Source organism: Mesorhizobium sp. L2C084A000, from assembly GCF_000502875.1.
Taxonomy (GTDB): Bacteria; Pseudomonadota; Alphaproteobacteria; order Rhizobiales; family Rhizobiaceae; genus Mesorhizobium.
The window spans coordinates 154,548-173,521 of record NZ_AYWX01000006.1; the positions used below are offsets into that span (position 1 = coordinate 154,548).

The 18,974-nt window shown below is 63.7% G+C and carries 21 protein-coding genes and 1 riboswitch; of the genes, 10 read left to right on the top strand and 11 right to left on the bottom strand.

Going from position 1 to position 18,974, the window contains the following annotated elements; genetic code table 11:
* Window positions 1-34 precede the first annotated feature (34 nt).
* The 6 genes from X735_RS151050 (at window position 35) to rpsP (ending at window position 5,584) form a co-directional block, all read left to right on the top strand.
* The gene (locus tag X735_RS151050) at window positions 35-1,132 is read left to right on the top strand and encodes a putative zinc-binding metallopeptidase (protein WP_023811325.1); all 1,098 of its coding nucleotides are present in this window, start codon (window positions 35-37) and stop codon (window positions 1,130-1,132) included.
* A 63-nt stretch (window positions 1,133-1,195) separates the two neighbouring features.
* Entirely contained in the window at window positions 1,196-1,795 is a 600-nt protein-coding gene (locus X735_RS151045; protein WP_023811326.1) for a DUF1236 domain-containing protein, read from the top strand.
* 159 nt (window positions 1,796-1,954) lie between these two features.
* Window positions 1,955-2,902, top strand: coding sequence for a type II CAAX endopeptidase family protein (locus X735_RS151040; RefSeq protein WP_023811327.1), 948 nt, complete (start codon window positions 1,955-1,957; stop codon window positions 2,900-2,902).
* 290 nt (window positions 2,903-3,192) lie between these two features.
* Window positions 3,193-4,797, top strand: coding sequence for a signal recognition particle protein (gene ffh, locus X735_RS151035; RefSeq protein ID WP_023811328.1), 1,605 nt, complete (start codon window positions 3,193-3,195; stop codon window positions 4,795-4,797).
* A 7-nt stretch (window positions 4,798-4,804) separates the two neighbouring features.
* Entirely contained in the window at window positions 4,805-5,131 is a 327-nt protein-coding gene (locus tag X735_RS151030; protein WP_023811329.1) for a chorismate mutase, read from the top strand.
* Between the two features lie 51 nt (window positions 5,132-5,182).
* Entirely contained in the window at window positions 5,183-5,584 is a 402-nt protein-coding gene (rpsP, locus tag X735_RS151025; RefSeq protein ID WP_023811330.1) for a 30S ribosomal protein S16, read from the top strand.
* An 81-nt stretch (window positions 5,585-5,665) separates the two neighbouring features.
* Here the strand turns inward: rpsP and X735_RS151020 are convergent, their stop codons facing one another.
* The 3 genes from X735_RS151020 to X735_RS151010 form a co-directional block, all read right to left on the bottom strand.
* On the bottom strand, window positions 5,666-5,929 hold the full coding sequence (locus X735_RS151020) for a YMGG-like glycine zipper-containing protein (RefSeq protein ID WP_023811331.1): 264 nt from the start codon (window positions 5,927-5,929) through the stop codon (window positions 5,666-5,668).
* Window positions 5,930-6,063: 134 nt separating this feature from the next.
* A complete protein-coding gene (locus X735_RS151015; protein WP_023811332.1) occupies window positions 6,064-6,465 on the bottom strand; it encodes a DoxX family protein in 402 nt (133 codons plus the stop codon).
* 109 nt (window positions 6,466-6,574) lie between these two features.
* Window positions 6,575-7,504 (bottom strand): bestrophin family ion channel, encoded by a 930-nt coding sequence (locus X735_RS151010; RefSeq protein ID WP_245273215.1) that lies wholly within the window; start codon window positions 7,502-7,504, stop codon window positions 6,575-6,577.
* A gap of 157 nt (window positions 7,505-7,661) precedes the next feature.
* Between X735_RS151010 and X735_RS151005 the strand changes: the two genes are divergently transcribed.
* Window positions 7,662-8,069 (top strand): ACT domain-containing protein, encoded by a 408-nt coding sequence (locus X735_RS151005; RefSeq protein ID WP_023811334.1) that lies wholly within the window; start codon window positions 7,662-7,664, stop codon window positions 8,067-8,069.
* A gap of 215 nt (window positions 8,070-8,284) precedes the next feature.
* Here the strand turns inward: X735_RS151005 and X735_RS151000 are convergent, their stop codons facing one another.
* Both X735_RS151000 and X735_RS150995 read right to left on the bottom strand, forming a co-directional pair.
* Window positions 8,285-9,055 carry an ABC transporter substrate-binding protein gene (locus tag X735_RS151000; protein WP_023811335.1) on the bottom strand — a complete coding sequence of 257 codons (771 nt, stop codon included), beginning with the start codon at window positions 9,053-9,055 and terminating at the stop codon, window positions 8,285-8,287.
* A 99-nt stretch (window positions 9,056-9,154) separates the two neighbouring features.
* Window positions 9,155-10,249 (bottom strand): 2'-deoxycytidine 5'-triphosphate deaminase, encoded by a 1,095-nt coding sequence (locus X735_RS150995; RefSeq protein WP_023811336.1) that lies wholly within the window; start codon window positions 10,247-10,249, stop codon window positions 9,155-9,157.
* Between the two features lie 138 nt (window positions 10,250-10,387).
* A riboswitch (SAM riboswitch) is annotated at window positions 10,388-10,465 on the top strand.
* A 57-nt stretch (window positions 10,466-10,522) separates the two neighbouring features.
* Between X735_RS150995 and X735_RS150990 the strand changes: the two genes are divergently transcribed.
* Entirely contained in the window at window positions 10,523-11,710 is a 1,188-nt protein-coding gene (locus tag X735_RS150990; RefSeq protein ID WP_023811337.1) for an O-succinylhomoserine sulfhydrylase, read from the top strand.
* Between the two features lie 5 nt (window positions 11,711-11,715).
* Here the strand turns inward: X735_RS150990 and X735_RS150985 are convergent, their stop codons facing one another.
* Both X735_RS150985 and X735_RS1000000168740 read right to left on the bottom strand, forming a co-directional pair.
* On the bottom strand, window positions 11,716-12,867 hold the full coding sequence (locus X735_RS150985) for a ceramide glucosyltransferase (RefSeq protein WP_023811338.1): 1,152 nt from the start codon (window positions 12,865-12,867) through the stop codon (window positions 11,716-11,718).
* A 121-nt stretch (window positions 12,868-12,988) separates the two neighbouring features.
* Window positions 12,989-13,192: a hypothetical protein gene (locus tag X735_RS1000000168740; RefSeq protein ID WP_155930578.1), complete on the bottom strand. Its 204-nt coding sequence runs from the start codon at window positions 13,190-13,192 to the stop codon at window positions 12,989-12,991.
* A gap of 24 nt (window positions 13,193-13,216) precedes the next feature.
* Here X735_RS1000000168740 and apaG point away from each other — a divergent pair, with 24 nt between their 5' ends.
* Window positions 13,217-13,609 carry a Co2+/Mg2+ efflux protein ApaG gene (apaG, locus tag X735_RS150980; RefSeq protein ID WP_013533640.1) on the top strand — a complete coding sequence of 131 codons (393 nt, stop codon included), beginning with the start codon at window positions 13,217-13,219 and terminating at the stop codon, window positions 13,607-13,609.
* A gap of 48 nt (window positions 13,610-13,657) precedes the next feature.
* Here apaG and X735_RS150975 read toward each other — a convergent pair whose 3' ends face one another.
* The 3 genes from X735_RS150975 to X735_RS150965 all read right to left on the bottom strand — a co-directional run bounded on the left by X735_RS150975 (window position 13,658) and on the right by X735_RS150965 (window position 16,928).
* Window positions 13,658-14,689 (bottom strand): Hsp33 family molecular chaperone, encoded by a 1,032-nt coding sequence (locus X735_RS150975; RefSeq protein ID WP_031213286.1) that lies wholly within the window; start codon window positions 14,687-14,689, stop codon window positions 13,658-13,660.
* Window positions 14,690-14,799: 110 nt separating this feature from the next.
* Window positions 14,800-15,711, bottom strand: coding sequence for an ornithine carbamoyltransferase (gene argF, locus X735_RS150970; protein ID WP_031213288.1), 912 nt, complete (start codon window positions 15,709-15,711; stop codon window positions 14,800-14,802).
* 17 nt (window positions 15,712-15,728) lie between these two features.
* Window positions 15,729-16,928 (bottom strand): aspartate aminotransferase family protein, encoded by a 1,200-nt coding sequence (locus tag X735_RS150965; RefSeq protein ID WP_023811341.1) that lies wholly within the window; start codon window positions 16,926-16,928, stop codon window positions 15,729-15,731.
* A 358-nt stretch (window positions 16,929-17,286) separates the two neighbouring features.
* Between X735_RS150965 and X735_RS150960 the strand changes: the two genes are divergently transcribed.
* The gene (locus tag X735_RS150960) at window positions 17,287-17,805 is read left to right on the top strand and encodes a GcrA family cell cycle regulator (protein WP_023811342.1); all 519 of its coding nucleotides are present in this window, start codon (window positions 17,287-17,289) and stop codon (window positions 17,803-17,805) included.
* 120 nt (window positions 17,806-17,925) lie between these two features.
* Here the strand turns inward: X735_RS150960 and X735_RS150955 are convergent, their stop codons facing one another.
* Window positions 17,926-18,936, bottom strand: coding sequence for a magnesium and cobalt transport protein CorA (locus X735_RS150955; protein WP_023811343.1), 1,011 nt, complete (start codon window positions 18,934-18,936; stop codon window positions 17,926-17,928).
* Between the last annotated feature and the right edge of the window lie 38 nt (window positions 18,937-18,974).

An 18,974-nucleotide genomic window follows, 5' to 3' on the forward strand; every position in this document is an offset into this window, starting at 1 on the left:
ACATTTATGTCACCTCCGGTGAATTGAGATCGACATGAAACTCTTCGACTGCCCGCATTGCGGCCATCGCATCTATTTCGAGAACGCCCAGTGCCTGAACTGCGGAAACCCGGTGCTCTACGATCCCGAGCACGCGCGCTTTGCGCTGGCGGGCGTCGACGGCGTCTTCCAGTGCACCAACGCCGATAAATGCGCCTGCAACTGGATGGCGGAACCGGGTCACGCTTTTTGCCGCGCCTGCGTGCTGAACCAGCTGATCCCGGATCTCTCCGTCGACGGCAACCGCCGCCGCTGGATCCGTGTCGAAGCGGCGAAAAAGCGCGCCATCTACTCGCTGCTGGCCTTCGGGCTGCCGGTGGCGCCCAAGCAGACCCCTGCCGACGAGGTCGGCCTGGCCTTCGACTTCCTCGCCGATCCGATCGGCGGCGGCCCCGGCGGCGAGCGGATTCTCACCGGCCACGACAATGGCCTGGTCACGCTCAATGTCGCCGAGGCGGATTCGGCCGAGCGCGAGAAGCGGCGCGTCGAGATGGGCGAGAACTACCGCACCTTGCTCGGCCATTTCCGCCATGAGCTCGGGCACTATTACTGGGACCGTCTGATCCGCGACGATCCGCACAGGCTCGAAGCTTTTCGCGCACTGTTCGGCGACGACCGCGCCGATTACGAACAGGCGCTGAAGGCCTATTATGCCAATGGTGCGCCGCCCGACTGGCAGCAAGGCCACATCTCGGCCTATGCGACCTCGCATCCATGGGAGGACTGGGCCGAGACCTGGGCTCACCACCTGCACATCACCGACACGCTGGAAATGGTGCACGCACTGAACTTTCCGCTCGGCCGGCTGGAGACGGTGGAGGCCAACGACTTGCCGCGCGGCGACACCGGCGGCGAATTGCAGGCAGCACCCTCGGAGCCGGCGACCGCGCCGGAGCCTTTCGAAAAGATCCTTGCCCGCTGGCTGGTGCTGTCGGAGGCCTCCAATTCGATCAACCGCTGCATGGGCCTGCCCGACCTCTACCCCTTCGTCATTTCGGAAGTCACGGCGCGGAAATTGGAATTCGTTCACGAACTTCTGACCGATTTGCCGAAAGAACACGGAACAAATCGTGAGTTGGCGCAGGCGCTTTAGCGGGAACGCATGAGCTGCTGCCCCGTTTTCGCTGGCGAGGGACCATGAAAACGGAGAGAAACCATGAAATCCCTATTGTTTCCTGCGGTAGCCGGAATGCTGACCGTGATGTCGGGCGCCGCGTTTGCCGATACCGCCGTCTCAGCCGTCACCGATCTTAACGTGCGCGCCGGGCCCGGCCCGCAATACCCTGTGATCGGCGTGCTCGCCGCCGGTCAGTCGGCAACGCTCAATGGCTGCATCGAAAACAGCAAATGGTGCACCATAGCCGAGGCCGGCGGCCAGGGCTGGGTCTATTCCGACTATGTGACGGCCGATATAGGCGGCAGCCGGGTGGTGCTGACGGAACGGCGCTCCAGCGTTGCTGTCGTCTCGCCGCCGGAGGACATCGGCAACTACTCGACCGATTATACCGGCGCGATCATCGCCAGCGATCCGGTCGTGGATGACTTCCCTTCGCCCCCGGCTGAAGTCCGCACCTATGTCGACACGCATCGCCTCGATCCCATCTATCTCGAAGGCGAAGTGGTGACCGGCGCGACCCTGCCCGACACCGTCGAGCTGCGCGAGATTCCGGACTACAATTACCGCTATGTCTATGTGAACGGCCAGCGGGCGCTGATCGATCCGCAGACCCGGCGCATCATGTACGTCGTTCGCTGACGACAAGCGGCACAAGCGGCCGCTGCGACAGTAGCGGCCGCCAGCAGGCGGCGCTCTCCTGCGCCGACTTTGCTCTGGCTTAGTCCTTTGCGGAAAACCATTCCGATTTTCCCGGCCATCGGTTAGTCAACAGGCGATGACTTTGGCAAAGGAGCCCGCGTGACCATCGATCCGGCCGCCTTCGAGCGTTACAGGCATTCGCCGAACGCCAGGACGACCTTGCCGCGCCTGTTGCTCGGAACGGGGATCGTGGTCTTTTTTTGGGCAGCAATCACCGTGGCCGTGCTGGTCGGCGGCACTTATGCCTTTTTCGCCTGGCAGGCGGCCCCATCCGGCATGCAGGGTTTCCTCGCTTCGCCCCTCGGCATCCTCACCGCGCTCGTCTCGTTTGCCGGCATCTGGATCGGCCTGTGGGTCGCCATGCGCTGGCTGCATGGCGAGAAGCTGTCGGCGCTGCTCGGCAACAGGCGACGTGTTTCATGGTCCGGCTTCGTCAAGGGGCTGATCGCGGTGCTGATCACGTCGTTCATATCCGAAATCCTGCTCTATTTGCTGCAGCCGCAGATCGCGCGTGGCCCGATCAGCCTGTCGTCCTGGCTGCTGTTTGCGATCCCGATCGCCGCGCTCACCCTGTTGCAGACCTCTTCGGAAGAGCTGTTGTTTCGCGGCTACCTGCTGCGCGGCCTCGCCAGCCGGTTCAAGAGCCCGTTCGTCTGGGCGCTGCTGCCGGCCCTGCTGTTCACCTCGCTGCATTGGAGCGCGAGTTCGTCACCAGCCATCAATGCTTGCGTGCTGGCGTCGATCGCCGCTTTCGCGCTGCTGCTGACACTTGTCGTCTACGCAACCGGCAATCTCGGCGGCGCCTTGGGTGCTCATCTCGGCAACAACCTGACCGGGTTTCTCTTGATCTCGCATCAGGAAAGCTACAATTCCTTCGCCCTGTTCAATGCCAGGCCGCTCGAAGGACCGGGCTGGGCGACGTCGGATGCGGTTCTCATCGCCTTCATCGGCATCGCCTGCAGCCTGCTGACCATCGTGCTGCTTCTATATCCGCGTTCGCCGCTCAAGGTCGCCGCCGAGCTTCCGGACCGGGCGAGCACGGCCTGATTGCAGGCCCGGGAACGACGCAATCCGGTCTTTGTCTTGACTCTGCGTCCGATTTCCTGTCTACACGCCCCGAATTCCGCGACGAGTATCCCTCCGAGCAAGCCGACCAGGACGCCGAAGCCTCTTCGAGGTGAAGTGCTGTAAATCGATCCTGGAGGCCAACACCCGGCAGCGCTGAGCGCCCCCGGGTGCTTTTTGGCTTTTCGCTTGGACGGGCTTTTGCTTGGACACTTGGCGCGAACGCATTACTTCTCGGTCACCGTCCGGGTGCCTGGGAAAAAGGAAGAAGAATGTTTGAATCGCTGCAGGAGCGCCTTGGCTCCATCCTGAACGGCCTCACCGGCCGCGGCGCGCTGTCGGAGGCTGATGTCTCGGCGGCGCTGCGCGAGGTGCGCCGTGCACTGCTCGAAGCCGACGTGGCGCTGGAAGTGGTGCGCTCCTTCACCGACAAGGTGCGTGAGAAGGCCGTCGGCGCTGCCGTGGTCAAGTCTATCAAGCCCGGCCAGATGGTCGTCAAGATCGTCCATGACGAACTGGTCGACATGCTCGGCGCCGAGGGCGTCGCCATCGATCTCAATGCCCCGGCCCCGGTCGTCATCATGATGGTCGGCCTGCAGGGTTCCGGCAAGACGACGACCTCGGCCAAGATCGCCAAGCGTCTCACCGAGCGTCAGAACAAGAAGGTCCTGATGGCCTCGCTCGACACGCGGCGTCCTGCCGCGCAAGAGCAGCTTCGCCAGCTCGGCGAACAGGTCAAGGTCGCCACGCTGCCGATCATCGACGGCCAGTCGCCGGTCGACATCGCCCGCCGCGCCGTGCAGGCGGCCAAGCTCGGCGGCCACGACATCGTCATCCTCGACACCGCCGGCCGCACCCATATCGACGAGCCGCTGATGGTCGAGATGGCCGACATCAAGAAGGTGTCGAGCCCGCACGAAATCCTGCTGGTCGCCGATTCGCTGACCGGCCAGGACGCCGTCAACCTGGCCAAGAGCTTCGACGAGCGCGTCGGCATCACCGGCCTCGTCCTGACCCGCATGGACGGCGACGGCCGCGGTGGTGCTGCACTCTCCATGCGCGCCGTCACCGGCAAGCCGATCAAGCTGATCGGCACTGGCGAAAAGATGGACGGGCTGGAGGAATTCCACCCCAAGCGCATCGCCGACCGCATCCTCGGCATGGGCGACATTGTCTCGCTCGTCGAAAAGGCCGCCGAGAACATCGACGCCGAGCAGGCGGCGGCGATGGCCAAGAAGATGCAGTCGGGCAAGTTCGACCTGAACGATCTCGCCGGCCAGCTTCAGCAGATGTCGAAGATGGGCGGCATGGGCGGCATCATGGGCATGATGCCCGGCATGGGCAAGATGAAGGACCAGATGGCCGCCGCCGGTCTCGACGACAAGATGTTCGGCCGCCAGCTCGCCATCATCTCGTCGATGACCAAGGCCGAGCGCGCCAATCCCGATTTGCTCAAGCATTCGCGCAAGAAGCGCATCGCCGCCGGTTCCGGCACCGACGCGGCCGAAATCAACAAGCTGCTCAAGATGCATCGCGGCATGGCCGACATGATGAAGGCGATGGGCGGCAAGGGCAAAGGCGGCGGCCTGATGCGCGGCATGATGGGCGGCCTCGCCTCCAAGATGGGCCTCGGCGGCATGATGCCGGGCGGCCCCGGGGGCATGGGTGGCGGCATGATGGGCGGCGGCATGCCGGACCTGTCGAAGATGGATCCCAAGCAGCTCGAAGCCTTGCAGAAGCAGGCGCAAGCAGCCGGCCTCGGCGGCGGCATGAAAGGCCTTCCCGGCGGCGGCCTACCCGGACTGCCCGGCGGCATGAAGCTCCCCGGCCTGCCCGGAATGGGCGGCGGCCTGCCCGGCCTTGGCAAGAAGAAGTGAGGACGCCATGAACGAAGAGAAGGACATGGCCGACGCTCGCGCTCTCCTGGCCGATTACCGCGCCTCGATCGACAACATCGACGCGGCCCTCATCCACATGCTGGCCGAGCGCTTCCGCTGCACCAAGGCGGTCGGTGTGCTGAAGGCGACGCATGGCCTGCCCCCGGCCGACCCGGCACGCGAGCAGCAGCAGATCGCCCGGCTTCGCCAGCTGGCGAAGGATGCCCATCTCGACCCGGATTTCGCGGAAAAATTCCTCAACTTCGTCGTCCGCGAAGTGATCCGCCACCACGAACAGATCGCCGCTTCCAACGGCGTGATGAAAGCCGGCTGAGAAACCAGCCACCAACCGATCAACCAAATCAGCCTTTTTAGGAGAAAATAAATGCCCTTGAAGATCCGACTGGCCCGTGCGGGCTCGAAGAAGCGTCCTTACTACCACGTCGTCATTGCCGACGCCCGTTCGCCGCGTGACGGCCGGTTCATCGAGTCGATCGGCTCGTGGAACCCGCTGCTGCCCAAGGACGGCGAACGCGTCAAGGTCGACGCCGACCGCGTCAAGCATTGGCTGGCGCATGGCGCCCAGCCGACCGACCGCGTGCTGCGTTTCCTCGACGAGGCCGGCCTCGTCAAGCGCGACGCCCGTTCCAACCCGAAGAAGGCCGAGCCGGGCAAGAAGGCGCAGGAACGTGCTTCGCTCTTGAAGAAGGCGCAGGAAGACGCTGCTGCCGCGGCTGCGGCCGCCGCAGCAGCACCGGCCGAGGCGGAAGCCGCCACCGCCGAATAAGTATTGCCCTATCGCATCCAGGAAAACGGCGGGCCAAGGCCCGCCGTTTTGCTGTTCGGTTCTGTCTGTAAGAGCTGCCGATCAATAACCGCTCGGGCAGCGGTCGATGTAGACGCGGCCCCGCCGATCGCGATAGCGGCATTCGCCGCTCTCGCTTGCCCGGCCGATCAGCGCACCGGCAACAGCACCGACAGCGCCACCGACGACGGCGCCTTCAACCGGATCGCCGGCGACCGCCGCACCGACGGCAGCGCCACCGAGGCCGCCTACGGCCGCGCCTTTTTCCGTTTGCGAACAAGCGGCAAGCGGCACCAGCAGCGCCATCAAAAGCATCGTTTTCTTCATCGTCGTTCCTCTCCGATAGGAGCCGCCTCCGCCGCCAAGCGAATCTCTAACTCGCAACTCGGCGATTCGATCCCTAAGACATTGCCCGGCAAAGGGTTCCAGGCTTCGAGTTGAAAGCGATGCTTCGATCGGATCTATCGGCTGAACGGGATCAGCGCGCGGACCCTGGCATCGCGCAGATACAGGCCACCCCACAGGATAATGCCGAGATAGACGCCGAACAGCATGTGCGAGAACAGCGGGTTGTCGACGCGGACATTGGTGGCGATTGCGCCGCCCATATACGCGGTGAGCAGGATGGCGCCGAGCACCGCGGTGCGCGGCAAGGCGTAGAGCGCGGTCGAGATGACGCCAAGCATGCGCGCGACATTGGCATCGGCCGGCCAGCCGAGCGGCACCATCGTCTGGGTGACGACATCGAGCGGCGGCAGCTTGATGACGCCGTCGAAGATCATGAACAGCACGATGACGCCGCTGAGCACGCGGCCGGTCCACAAAGCGCCCGGCGAGACGGGCGCGGTTTCGGAAATGCTCATGGTGGTCCCTCCTGATGGTCGAGCCCTTTCGCAGGGGTCGACCCAAGGACGTGGCATGGGGCCGCGATCCGACAGCGGGGCGGATTCTTTTAAACCCGCGCGCCTTCGCCTACGAAAAATAGAACTTTTCCGCCGGGATCATCTTCGGCGGCGTTTCGCCCAGCGCCTCGAACACCGAGATCTCGCAGACGCGGCAGAGACCGTCGAGGGCGAGGTCGTTGGCCTCGGTGCCGAACGGATCCTCGAGCTCTTCCGAAAGCGCGTCGAGGCCGAAGAAGGTGTAGGCGATCAGCGCCGTGAACAGCGGCGTCGCCCAACCGGTGGTCGAGATCAGGCCGATCGGCAGCAGCAGGCAGACGATATAGGCCGTGCGATGCACCAGCAGCGTGTAGGCGAAAGGTAACGGCGTACCGGCGATCCGCTCGCAGCCGGCCTGGATGGCCGCGATCGACGCGAGCCTCTCATCGAGGATACGAAAGCCGATCGAGTCGACGTCGCCCGCCCGGCGCTGCGCATTGGCACGCCGGCCCATGCGCCTGACCATCTCATCCGCCGGATTGGAAAAGGCTGCTGCCTTGTCCGCCTCGGCGTCGATGAAGGCGCGGGCATCCTTCATGCTGTCGATCTTGCGCAACTGCCCGCGCAGGAAATGACAGAAGGCGAGCGCTTCCATCAGCAAGGCGCGCTGTTCGGTCTGGTCCGGGATGAGGCTGGTGGTGGCGCGTGCCAGGTTGCGCATTTCGAAGACCAGCGCGCCCCACAGCTTGCGCGCCTCCCACCAACGGTCGTAGGCGGCGTTGTTGCGGAACGAGAGATAGATCGACAATGTCACGCCGACCAGGCCGAAAGGCGTGATGTTGAAGACGCTGAAATCAAGCTGGAACCGGCGCGCCACGGCCAGGATGATCGCGGAATAAAGCGCGAAGCCCAATATCTGCGGCAGGATACGTGGCACGACCGAACCGCGCATGATGAAGAACAGCTGTAGGAATGTGGGGCGCGGGCGAACGATCATCGAAGGCCTTTCACGGACCGCCATCGGCCCTCACCTCCTTTATTGTGCGATGCGACAGCTCTGCAAGCCCAGCCGCCAGCGACACCGCCATGTCGTCCTTGCAGGCTATCGGCACCCGACGGGCGTGGATATTGAGGAGTTGCGGGCTGCGGCCCACCACTTCAGTCGAGAGAAGAGAAAAATGACCGGCGAGACCGATCTGAAGACACTGCTGGCATCGATGACGCCGGAGCTGCTGGCATGCACCTATGTCTTCGCCACGCTGGCGCCTGGCGTCGTTCAGCCGGAAGGCCTCGAGCCGGTGATGGTGTTTCGTGAGCGCGGGGGCATGACGCTGATCGTAGACGAGGAGAAGGCCATCGCTGCGGCACTGACCGCGTCATTCCGCTGCCGGATGGTCACGCTCAACATCCATTCGTCGCTGGCAGCCGTCGGCTTTCTCGCCGCCATCACCACGCGCCTCGCCGCCGCCGGCATGGGCGTGAACCCGGTTTCGGCCTTCTACCACGACCATCTGTTCGTGCCGGTCGACCGGGCGGAGGAGGCGCTGGGGCTGTTGGTTGGGTTGGCCGAGGAAAACAAGGTGTAGCGCATCGGCCAAGCTGCCGATCTCCCCCCGCGTGGGGGAGATGGCCGGCAGGCCAGAGGGGGGCGCTGTCCCGCCAGCGTATCCACGATATCAACTGAACTTCCGATAGGTCTGTGCCTGTTTTTGGAAGGCCAGCAATGCCGCGTTCCTTCGCGCCCCCCTCTGCCCTGCCGGGCATCTCCCCCACGAGGGGGGAGATTGGCGGCTTCGACGTCTCAATAAATATCGAAGTCGAAATATTTGGCCTGGATCTTCTTGTAGGTGCCGTCGGCGACGATGGCGTCGATTGCGGCGTTGAGCTTGTCGCGCAGGGCCGTGTCTTCCAGGCGCACGGCAATGCCGGCTTGCGTCTCCGTACCCTTGACGTCTCCAATCATCTTGCAGCAGCCTTCGCTCGCCTTCTTCAGCCAGTCCACCAGCACGAACTTGTCCGAAATGACCGCATCGAGGCGGCCATTCTGCAGATCGGTGATCGCCTCTTCCTGGGTGGGATAGAGTTTGGCCTCCGCGCCGGCCTTGCCATATTCATTCTGGGCATAGTCGGCCTGCGTGGTCGAAGCCTGGGCGCCGACCGTCTTGCCGGCAAGGGCCGCCGGTTCGGTCGAGGTCAGGTCGCTGTCCTTCGGCGCCACCAGAGCGAGCGGTGTCGTATAATATTTGTTGGTGAAGGCGACCTGCTTCTTGCGCTCCTCGGTGATGCTCATCGAGGCGATGATGGCGTCGAATTTCTTCGCCTGCAAAGCGGGAATGATGCCGTCCCAGTCCTGCGTGACGATCTCGCATTCGACCTTCATCTGCGCGCACAGCGCATTGGCGATGTCGATGTCGAAGCCTTCGACCTTGCCGTCAGCGGTAATGGTGTTGAACGGCGGATAGGCGCCCTCGGTGCCGATCTTGATTTTCTCCTGCGCCTGCGAAAGCGAGCCGGCCGCCATCACCAGCATGGCAGCGCCTGCTGCCGATATGATCCATTTTGAAATCTGCATTTTCTTGGTTCCCCTTGAACGCCGGCATCTTGACGGGCGGCAAGGCAGCCAAGCATGGCGCGCCGGTACAGGCAAGTATTTTGCCTTGGGGCAATGAGGTCAGCGCGCGGCGCGGAAATGCTTGGACAGCTTCAGGCCCTGCGCCTGGTAGTTGGAGCCGAGATCGGTGCCGTAGAGGGCCTGCGGCCGCTTCAGCATGTGTTCGTAGACCAGCCGGCCGACGATCTGGCCATGGTCGAGAATGAACGGCACTTCATGACTGCGCACTTCCAGCACCGCCCGGCTGCCCGTGCCGCCAGACGCGGAATGGCCAAAGCCCGGATCGAAGAAGCCGGCATAGTGGACGCGGAACTCGCCGACCAGCGGATCGAAGGGCGTCATCTCGGCGGCGTAGAGCGGCGGCACATGCACCGCCTCCTGGCTGACGAGGATGTAGAACTCGTCGGGGTCGAGCACCAGTTCGCCGGCGCCGCTCTTGTGGATCGGCTCCCAGAAGTCGACGACTTCCTGGGCCGCGCGCTTGTCGACATCGACGAGGCCGGTGTGATGCTTGCCGCGATAGCCGACCAGACCGTTTTGGTCGCCGTTGAGGTCAATCGACAGCGCGATGCCGCCGCCGGAAATATTCGGCGGCTCGGTGGCGACCAGCGTCTGCGCGCGATGCAGGTCGTGCAGCTCGGCTTCCGAGAGCAGCGCATTGCCGGTGCGGAAGCGGATTTGCGACAGGCGCGAGCCGGTGCGCACGACGATCGGGAAGGTGCGCGGGCTGACTTCCAGAAAGAGCGGGCCGTGATAGCCGGCAGCGATCTTGTCGAACTCGTGGCCGCGATCGGTCATGACCCGGGTAAAGATGTCGAGCCGCCCGGTCGAGCTCTTCGGGTTGGCCGAGGCCGAAATGCCCGCCGGCAGCGCCAGGCTTTCAAGCAAGGGCACGATATAGACGCAGCCGGTCTCCAGCACCGCGCCCTCGGCAAGATTGATCTCGTGCAGCTGCAGCCGGTCGAGTTTTTCCGAGACCTTGTGGTTGGGGCCGGGCAGGAAGGAGGCCCGCACCCGCCAGGCCTTGTCGCCGAGCCTGAGATCAAGGCTGGCCGGCTGGATCTGGTCGGCGTCGAGCGCACGCGCCGACTTCAGCGCGCCGGACTGGAACAGCGCCGATATGTCCTGATCGGGAAGAATGCCTGTCTGCCGCAAGGCTCCACTCCTAGGTCAGACGTTTTTCTTGTCGCAGGTTCTTGTCGCAAAACCGTGGAACACTTTTGCGGAACCTGCTTGGTACAAACCTCTTAATGAAGCCGGCAATTGACGCAAGCGCGGTGCGGGTCTAAAGGGTCGTTATCCCGTGGTGATTTGGCCGGTCGGCTTGCAGCCACGTTAAACAAGTCGCTAAAGGACCGTCGGGCCGCAAGGCCGTATGGACCGGTTGCGACTGTCGCGGCCGGTTTTTTTGTGTCTGGAAGAAAAGCGATGAGCACCAAGAAGCACAACTGGAAGCCTCAGACGGCACTCGTGCACAGCGGAACGCTGCGTTCCGGTTTCGGCGAAACGTCGGAAGCGATTTACCTGACCCAGGGCTATGTCTACGAAACGGCACAGGCCGCCGAAGCCCGTTTCAAGGGCGAGGAGCCAGGCTTCATCTATTCGCGCTACGCCAATCCGACCGTCGACATGTTCGAGAAGCGCATGTGCGCCCTCGAAGGCGCCGAAGATGCCCGCGCCACCGCCTCCGGCATGGCCGCGGTGACGGCCGCCCTTCTGTGCAGCGCCAAGGCCGGCGACCACATCGTGGCGGCGCGTGCGCTGTTCGGATCCTGCCGCTGGGTGGTCGAGACGCTGGCGCCGAGATACGGCATCGAGGCGACGCTGGTCGACGGCACGGATATCGCCAATTGGGAAAAGGCGGTCAAGCCGAACACCAAGCTGTTCTTCCTGGAAAGCCCGACCAATCCGACGCTGGAAGTGGTCGATATCGCCGCTGTCGCTTCGCTTGCCAATTCGATCGGCGCAAGGCTGATCGTCGACAATGTCTTCGCCACGCCCCTGCAGCAGAAGCCCTTGCAGCTCGGCGCCCATATCGTCGTCTATTCGGCGACCAAGCACATAGACGGCCAGGGGCGCTGTCTCGGCGGCGTGATCCTGTCGGACAAGAAGTGGATCGACGAGAACCTGCACGATTATTTCCGCCATACCGGCCCAAGCCTGTCGCCCTTCAACGCCTGGACGCTGCTGAAAGGCCTGGAAACACTGCCGCTGCGCGTGCGCCAGCAGACGGAAAGCGCGGGCAGGATCGCGGATTTCCTGGCCGAACGGCCGGAAATCGCCCGCGTCATCTATCCCGGCCGCGCCGACCACCCGCAGGCCGATATCGTCAAGAAGCAGATGTCGGGCGGCTCGACGCTGATCTGCCTGGACGTCAAGGGCGGCAAGCAGGCGGCCTTCGCCTTGCAGAACGCGCTCGACATCGTCTTGATCTCCAACAATCTCGGCGATGCCAAGAGCCTGATCACCCACCCGGCGACGACGACGCACAAGAATCTGAGCGACGAGGCGCGCGCCGAGCTCGGCATCGGGCCGGGCACGCTCCGGCTGTCGGTCGGGCTGGAAGACACCGACGATCTGCTTGAGGACATCGCGCAGGCGCTGAAGGCCAGGTAGGACCTTCAGGCGCCGGACGGCGTCTCCTCCAGTTCGGCCGTCTTGGTGCCGATGGTCATCGCGTTGCCGCGCCAGTCGACGGCGCCGCCAAGCCAGCCGCGCGCCCACATCGCCGGCAGGATCAGGTCGCGCATCATGATCGCGGCCACCATGCGTGGCGACAGGTACCAGCCCTTGGACCAGGCCAGCGCGCACTCGGGAAGGTAGAAGGCTACCAGCACTGCAAGGGCGGTTGCCCAGAGGCTGAAGCCCGCACTGGCCGCGGCAATCAGCGCAAGCACCAGCGGCACCACGGCGCCGGTCAGGATTTCGGGTGCGAAGAACAGCGGGAAAGTGACGCGGCGCAGGCGCGCCCAACGGGCCTGACGCGACCAGATCTCGTCAAAAGAGCGCCGGCCAAGCGGCTGCTCGAAGGGGGCGGCGACGAGATTGACGCGCAGGCCGAGACCGTTCACCAGCTTGGTCGCGGCGGCATCCTCCGCGATCTCGGCGGCCAGCGCGCGGATGCCGCCATTGGCGTCGAGCATCGGCTTGTTCCAGAGCATGCTCTTGCCCTGGGCAAAGCCAAGGCCGAGCGCCTCGCCAGCATATTGCCAGCGCGCCTGCAGCGTGTTGAGGAAAGCGCATTCGACCTCGGCCCAGAAGCCGGCCGGCCGCGAGCCGATCGGCGTCGAGCAGACAAGGCCGGTGCCGGGCCGCCAGGCAGCCATCAGATGCTGGATGTAGTCCCTCGGCATCAGCACGTTGGAATCGGCCAGGACGACCCAGTCGTGCCGCGCCGCCTCCCAGCCCTTGACGCAATTGTTGAGTTTCGGATTGGCGCTGATGCGGTCGTCGCCGACAAGCAGCCGGGCCGGCACTTTCGAAAACCGGACGATCGTCCTGTTTATCAATTTGACCACCGGATCGTCGGCATGGGCGACGCAGAAAATCAACTCGTAGCGCGGCCAGTCGAGCGAGAAGGCGCGCTCCAGCGTCTCCTGCGTGAACGGCTCGACGCCGCGCGACGGCACGACGATCGACACCGGCCGTCGCTTGCCGGCCGGCGCGGCAATGGCGCGGCGCCGTTTCAGACGCGAAGCGGCGAGCACGATGCTGGCGAGATTTGAGAGGATGAGGGCAGTTGAAAGCGTGGCGGCTATGAGAGTGAGTTCCATCGAGATCCGGTCACTCCAGGAAAACCGGTCCGCCAGAACAATCTGGCTGGCATGACGACCGATTCAACAATTCGACAGAGCGCCCGAGTCGCGCGGCACTGGTCGGCGCACACCATCATTGTCATGTGTCACTTAAATGACATTCTTTGCCGCCACCTGCGGTTCCGTCCGCAATGACAGGACGCGCACCGTTGACCAGCCCGCGTGGAGCGCCGAAAGTTCGACCTAGAGCCTGTTCCATCCCGATTGAACCGGGATGGGGCTCTATCTCTGTTTCTTTGAGCATGATCTCTTCTGAAAACCGGTTCCCACTTTTCAGGATCATGCTCTAGATTGTTTGGAGCCGCTTATGTATAGCGCCGTCACGCGCAACATCGAAGTGCAGGTCAGGCCGTTCTATCTGGAGGACCGTTCGGATCCCTCGGAGAACCGCTATGTCTGGGGCTATCAGATAACGATCGACAATCAGTCGGACGATTTCGTGCAGCTTCTGTCGCGCTATTGGCACATCACCGACGGCACCGGCCGGGTCGAGGAAGTGCGTGGCCCCGGCGTGGTCGGCGACCAGCCCGAACTCAATCCCGGCGACAGCTACCAGTACACGTCCGGTTGCCCGCTCTCGACACCATCCGGCATCATGGTCGGGCACTACACGATGCGCAACAAGCGGGGCGAGACGTTCGACATCGCCATTCCGGCGTTTTCGCTGGATCTGCCGGGGACGCGGCGGACGGTGAATTGATTTCGCCTCACCGGCCGCGGAGCGGCCGGTGAGGCGTGGTTTTTTTCTCTACTGGGCCGCAAATTCCGCCGGATCGAAATCATATTGCTTCGAGCAGAATTCGCAGGCGACGTGGATGCCGCCGTCTTCGGTGCTGTCCTTGATCTCCTGGGCGGAAAAACCCTCGAGGATGCCGCGGATCTTGTCCTTGGAGCACGAGCACTGGTCGGCGACCGGAACGCCGCCGAAGACGCGCACGCCATGCTCGTGGAACAGCCTGTAGAGCAGCCGCTCGGCGCCGATCGTCGGGTCGATCAGTTCGGTCGGCTCGATCGTACCGAGCAGCGCCAGCAACTCCTGCCAGGAATTGTCGGCCGGATCGTGGATCTCCTCGCGCGGATCGCCATCGCCACCCGGCAGGTCCGGGACGCGCATGCGCTCGGGCGACTGCGGCAGGAACTGCGCCAGGATACCACCGGCGCGCCACTGCTCGCGGGCGCCGCCGGGACCGGGCGTCAAAAGCTTGGCCACCGACAGCCTGAGATCCGTCGGGATCTGCTCCGACTGACGAAAATAGGTGCGCGCAGCATCCTCCAGCGTCTCGCCGTCGAGCTGGACGATGCCCTGATAGCGCTGCGTGTGAGCGCCCTGGTCGATGGTCAGCGCCAGCACGCCGCTGCCGAGCAGCGTCTGCTGGGAGGTTTCGCCGGCCGCGACCAGCGCTTCCAGCCGGTCGGCATCGAAACGCGCATAGGCGCGCAATGCCGAGGGCGTGGAAAAATCGGCGACCAGCATGTCGACAGGCCCGTCGGTGCGGGTCTGCAGGATGAACTTGCCCTCGAACTTCAGCGAAGTGCCGAGCAGCACGGTCAGCACACAGGCCTCCGCCAGCAGGCGGGCGACCGGCTCGGGATAATCGTGGCGGCCGAGGATGGCGTCCAGCATCGGCCCGAGTTGGACCGTGCGGCCCCGCACATCGAGCGGGCCGACCTCGAACGGCACGACGTGATCGTCGCCGGCATAGCCAAATTCGCCGAGTTTGGGGTGATGTTCAGTCACTTGATAGGTTTCCAACATGACAAAGCTCCAGGGCGCGGCCATGCCGCCCTCCGGGGCGCATGCGTCGAAACGCGCTTGATTTGCGTGATGCGGCGCAAATAGGCATCACACCCCCGCAGATCAAGCTCCTGGGGATCAAGCGCCGAGACACTTCAAGCGCCGAGACACCAGGCCAGCACGGCCTTCTGGGCATGGAGCCGGTTCTCGGCCTCGTCGAAGACCACCGAATGCGGTCCGTCGATGACCTCGTCGGTCACCTCCTCGCCGCGATGCGCCGGCAGGCAGTGCATGAACAGCGCGTCCGGCTTGGCCCTGGCCATCAGCTTGGCATTGACCTGGTAGGGCGAGAACACATTGTGGCCGCGGGCGCGATGCTCCTGGCCCATCGACACCCAGCAATCGGTGACGATGCAGTCGGCCTGGTCGACGGCTTCCTCGGGCGAGCGGGTGAAGTGCAGCTTGCCGCCATGCGCCTGCGACCAGTCAATGTGCTTCTGCGCCGGCTCGCTGCCTTCGGGCACGGCAACGTTGAGGTTGAAGCGGAACCGGGCCGAGGCCTCGATCAGCGAATGCAGCACATTGTTGCCGTCGCCGGTCCAGGCGATGGTCTTGCCGGCGACCGGACCGCGATGCTCCTCGAAGGTCATGATATCGGCCATCAGCTGGCAGGGATGGGTGTCGTCGGTCAGTCCGTTGATCACTGGCACGGTGGCGTTCTCGGTCAGCTCCAGCAGTCGCTCATGCGAGGTGGTGCGGATCATGATCGCATCGACATAGCGCGACAGCACCTTGGCGGTGTCGGCGATGGTCTCGGAACGGCCGAGCTGCATCTCGGTGCCGGTCAGCATGATGGTCTCGCCGCCGAGCTGCCGCATGCCGACGTCGAAGGAGACGCGTGTGCGCGTCGACGGCTTGTCGAAGATCATCGCCAGCACCTTGCCTTCGAGCGGTTTGGTGCGCTCGCCGGCCTTGAGGCGCGCCTTTCGCACCACCGCATCGTCCAGCATGAAGCGCAAATCGCCTTCGGAAACGGCGGAAAGATCGGTGAAATGGCGAACTGACATCAGCAATGGTTCCGGGATTACTTCGCCGCGGCGGAAGCGATCGCCTCCGCCAGGCCCTTGGCGCCGGCGCGAATGCGGTTGAGCGCGTCATGGATCTCGGCGTCGGTGACGGTGAGCGGCGGCAACAGGCGAATGACGTTGTCGCCGGCCGGAACCGCCAGCAGGTGCTGGTCGCGCAAGGCCATGTTCACCTTGGTGTTGGGCATGGCGCATTTGAGGCCGAGCATCAGCCCGGCACCCCTGATGTCCTCGATGATTTCGGGAAACTCGTCGGCGACCGACGCCAGCCCCTGCTTCATGAGCAGCGCCTTGCGCTGGACATCTTCGAGGAAGCCGTCTTCCAGCACGACGTCGAGCACGGCGTTGCCGACTGCCATGGCCAGCGGGTTGCCGCCGAACGTGGTGCCATGCACGCCAGCGGTCATGCCGACGGCCGCTTCATCCGTGGCAAGGCAGGCACCCATCGGGAAGCCGCCGCCAATGCCCTTGGCGATCGCCATGATGTCTGGCGTTACACCTGACCATTCATGCGCAAACAGCTTGCCGGTGCGGCCGATGCCGCACTGGACCTCGTCGAAGATCAACAGCAGGCCGTGCTGTTCGCACAATTGCCTGAGCCGCTTCAGCGATTGCGTCGGCACCGGACGGATACCGCCCTCGCCCTGCACCGGCTCGATCAGGATGGCGGCCGTCTCCGGCGTGATCGCCTTTTCGGCGGCGTCGATGTCGTCGAAACTGACCTGATCGAAACCTTCGACCTTGGGGCCGAAGCCCTCGAGATATTTGTACTGGCCGCCGGCCGCGATGGTCGCCAGCGTGCGGCCATGGAAGGCACCTTCGAAGGTGATGACGCGGAAGCGCTCGGGGTGTCCGTTGACGAACTGGCAGCGGCGCGCCGTCTTGATCGCGCATTCCAGCGCCTCGGCGCCGGAATTGGTGAAGAACACCTTGTCGGCGAAGGTGGCGTCGGCCAGCCGCTCGCCAAGCCGGCTCTGCCCGGGGATCTCGTAGAGGTTGGAGACATGCCACAGCTTGGCTGCCTGCTCGGTGAGTGCGGCGACCAGATGCGGATGGCTGTGGCCCAGCGAATTGACGGCGATGCCGCCGGCAAAGTCGAGATATCGCTCGCCCTTGTCGGTAATCAGCCATGTGCCTTCCCCGTGGTCGAAGGCCAGGGGTGCGCGAGCAAAGGTCTCGTAAAGCGCCGAACCGCTCATTATATGCGTCTCCGGTACCGGAAAATCAAAAAAGCCGCCAAAGCGGCGGCCTGTGCGGCTTATCCCGTTTTTCGGCCATGAAGTCAACGAAAACGTCGCGTAGTGGCGCGCGGCAAGCCCCCTGACGGGACGCCGGCTCATAAGCGACCGGGCAAGTTGGGGAAAACCGAAAAAACCGATTCGTGTTGCACTTGGGACTCTTGTCACCGAGTCAGCGCATAGAGTAGTTGTAGTCGAGAAATAACTAGATTTCGTGCGGCGGACCTAATCACCAGATATATGTGGTGTCTGCCCCGGCAAATGTTGCCGGGTCGGGAGAAGGATTCCGATTGCCGCACGCTTAGAGGAGCGCGGTCTCATGAACTGGACTGACGAGCGGGTAGAACTCTTGAGAAAACTGTGGTCGGAGGGTCTGAGCGCAAGCCAGATTGCTGCGCAGCTTGGAGGGGTCAGCCGCAATGCGGTCATCGGGAAGGTGCATCGGCTGAAACTCTCGGGCCGCGGTCGCTCGACCGCCACGCCGGCACGCCAGAAAAAGGCGGCACAAGGATCGACCGTCCAGAAATCGGTATCACGCGCTGCAACCACGGCACGCCATGTCACGACATCGATCGGCGCGACCGCCCTGCAGACGCAGTTCGACGCCGAACCGGTGGCGCGCCATTATATCCGTCCGGTTGAGAATGTCGTGCTGCCGATCTCGCGGCATCTGCAGCTGGTCGAGCTGACCGAGCGGACCTGCAAATGGCCGAACGGCGATCCGCTTTCAGAGGACTTCCATTTCTGCGGCAACGATGCCGCCGAAACCGGTCCGTACTGCAAGTACCACGCCCGCGTGGCATTCCAGCCGGCATCGGAGCGGCGGCGGAGCCGATAGTTAGGGATTGGGCAGTAGGCAGTAGGCAGTAGGGGCAATATGCTCTGAATTTCTTGCCCTACTGCCTACTGCCTACTGCCTACTGCCTACTGCCTACTGCCTACTGCCTACTGCCTACCCTCACAGCCACCCGTTCTTCCTGAACCGCCAGTAGAGAAACGTGCAGATCAGCACGATAGCGCCCAGCACCACCGGATAGCCGTATTCCATCTTCAGTTCCGGCATGTCGCTGAAGTTCATGCCGTAGATGCCGGCGAGCGCCGTCGGCACCGCCAGGATTGCGGCCCAGGAGGCGAGCTTCTTGGTGTTCGCGGTTTCCTGACTCTGGCCGACCAGCAAGCTCGCCTCGAAAGCGAACGCCAGCACCTCGCGCAGACTGTCGATCTTCTCCTGGACGGTGCGGATGTGATCGGTGACGTCGCGGAACAGCGGATGCATGGCGGTGTGTATCTGCGGCAGCTCGGCGCTGGTCAGCCGTCGGCAGACTTCGACCAGCGGAAGCGCGGCATTGCGCAGGCGTAGGAGATCGCGGCGCAGCATATAGAGCCGTTCGATGTCGGGAGCGGTCATCGGCTTCAGCAGAACCTTGTCCTCGATCGCCTCGACCTCGTCCTCGATCTGCTCGAGCACCGGCATGTAATTGTCGACGATGAAATCGAGAATGGCGTAAAGGACGAAATCCTCACCCTTGGCCAGCGAGTGCGGGCAGCTTTCCCAGTGCTGCCGAACGGCGGCATAGGACGTCGAAGGACCGTGCCTGACGCTGACGATGTAGCCTGAGCCAACAAACAAATGGGTCTCGCCGAAGGTGACCCGACCGTCGATCAGCTGCGCGGTGCGAGCGACGATGAACAAGGCGTCGCCATATTGCTCGATCTTCGGCCGCTGGTGCGGGTGCTCGGCATCCTCGATTGCCAGCTCATGCAGGTGAAATTGCGCCTGGACGCGCAGCAACAGGTTACGGTCGGGCTCCAATAGGCCGATCCAGACGACATGACCGGATTTCTTTGCCCATTCGCCGGCTTCCTCGATGGGAATGTCGGCGATGCGGCGCCCGGCCGTGTAGACGCCGCAAGCGATAATGCCGGATGTCGGCCCAGGCGCCGGGGTCAGGTTCCGAACATTTTCCATCACGACCTCCCGGAGCAAATCCACGGACGAGGATAGAG

Excerpts from the sequence above, each read along its gene's own strand:
- X735_RS151050 (WP_023811325.1), top strand. The coding sequence starts at position 35 with ATGAAACTCTTCGACTGCCCGCATTGCGGCCATCGCATCTATTTCGAG.
- X735_RS151045 (WP_023811326.1), top strand. The coding sequence starts at position 1,196 with ATGAAATCCCTATTGTTTCCTGCGGTAGCCGGAATGCTGACCGTGATG.
- ffh (WP_023811328.1), top strand. The coding sequence starts at position 3,193 with ATGTTTGAATCGCTGCAGGAGCGCCTTGGCTCCATCCTGAACGGCCTC.
- X735_RS151030 (WP_023811329.1), top strand. The coding sequence starts at position 4,805 with ATGAACGAAGAGAAGGACATGGCCGACGCTCGCGCTCTCCTGGCCGAT.
- rpsP (WP_023811330.1), top strand. The coding sequence starts at position 5,183 with ATGCCCTTGAAGATCCGACTGGCCCGTGCGGGCTCGAAGAAGCGTCCT.
- X735_RS151020 (WP_023811331.1), bottom strand. The coding sequence starts at position 5,929 with ATGAAGAAAACGATGCTTTTGATGGCGCTGCTGGTGCCGCTTGCCGCT.
- X735_RS151015 (WP_023811332.1), bottom strand. The coding sequence starts at position 6,465 with ATGAGCATTTCCGAAACCGCGCCCGTCTCGCCGGGCGCTTTGTGGACC.
- X735_RS151010 (WP_245273215.1), bottom strand. The coding sequence starts at position 7,504 with ATGGCGGTCCGTGAAAGGCCTTCGATGATCGTTCGCCCGCGCCCCACA.
- X735_RS151005 (WP_023811334.1), top strand. The coding sequence starts at position 7,662 with ATGACCGGCGAGACCGATCTGAAGACACTGCTGGCATCGATGACGCCG.
- X735_RS151000 (WP_023811335.1), bottom strand. The coding sequence starts at position 9,055 with ATGCAGATTTCAAAATGGATCATATCGGCAGCAGGCGCTGCCATGCTG.
- X735_RS150990 (WP_023811337.1), top strand. The coding sequence starts at position 10,523 with ATGAGCACCAAGAAGCACAACTGGAAGCCTCAGACGGCACTCGTGCAC.
- X735_RS150985 (WP_023811338.1), bottom strand. The coding sequence starts at position 12,867 with ATGGAACTCACTCTCATAGCCGCCACGCTTTCAACTGCCCTCATCCTC.
- X735_RS1000000168740 (WP_155930578.1), bottom strand. The coding sequence starts at position 13,192 with ATGATCCTGAAAAGTGGGAACCGGTTTTCAGAAGAGATCATGCTCAAA.
- apaG (WP_013533640.1), top strand. The coding sequence starts at position 13,217 with ATGTATAGCGCCGTCACGCGCAACATCGAAGTGCAGGTCAGGCCGTTC.
- X735_RS150975 (WP_031213286.1), bottom strand. The coding sequence starts at position 14,689 with ATGGCCGCGCCCTGGAGCTTTGTCATGTTGGAAACCTATCAAGTGACT.
- argF (WP_031213288.1), bottom strand. The coding sequence starts at position 15,711 with ATGTCAGTTCGCCATTTCACCGATCTTTCCGCCGTTTCCGAAGGCGAT.
- X735_RS150965 (WP_023811341.1), bottom strand. The coding sequence starts at position 16,928 with ATGAGCGGTTCGGCGCTTTACGAGACCTTTGCTCGCGCACCCCTGGCC.
- X735_RS150960 (WP_023811342.1), top strand. The coding sequence starts at position 17,287 with ATGAACTGGACTGACGAGCGGGTAGAACTCTTGAGAAAACTGTGGTCG.
- X735_RS150955 (WP_023811343.1), bottom strand. The coding sequence starts at position 18,936 with ATGGAAAATGTTCGGAACCTGACCCCGGCGCCTGGGCCGACATCCGGC.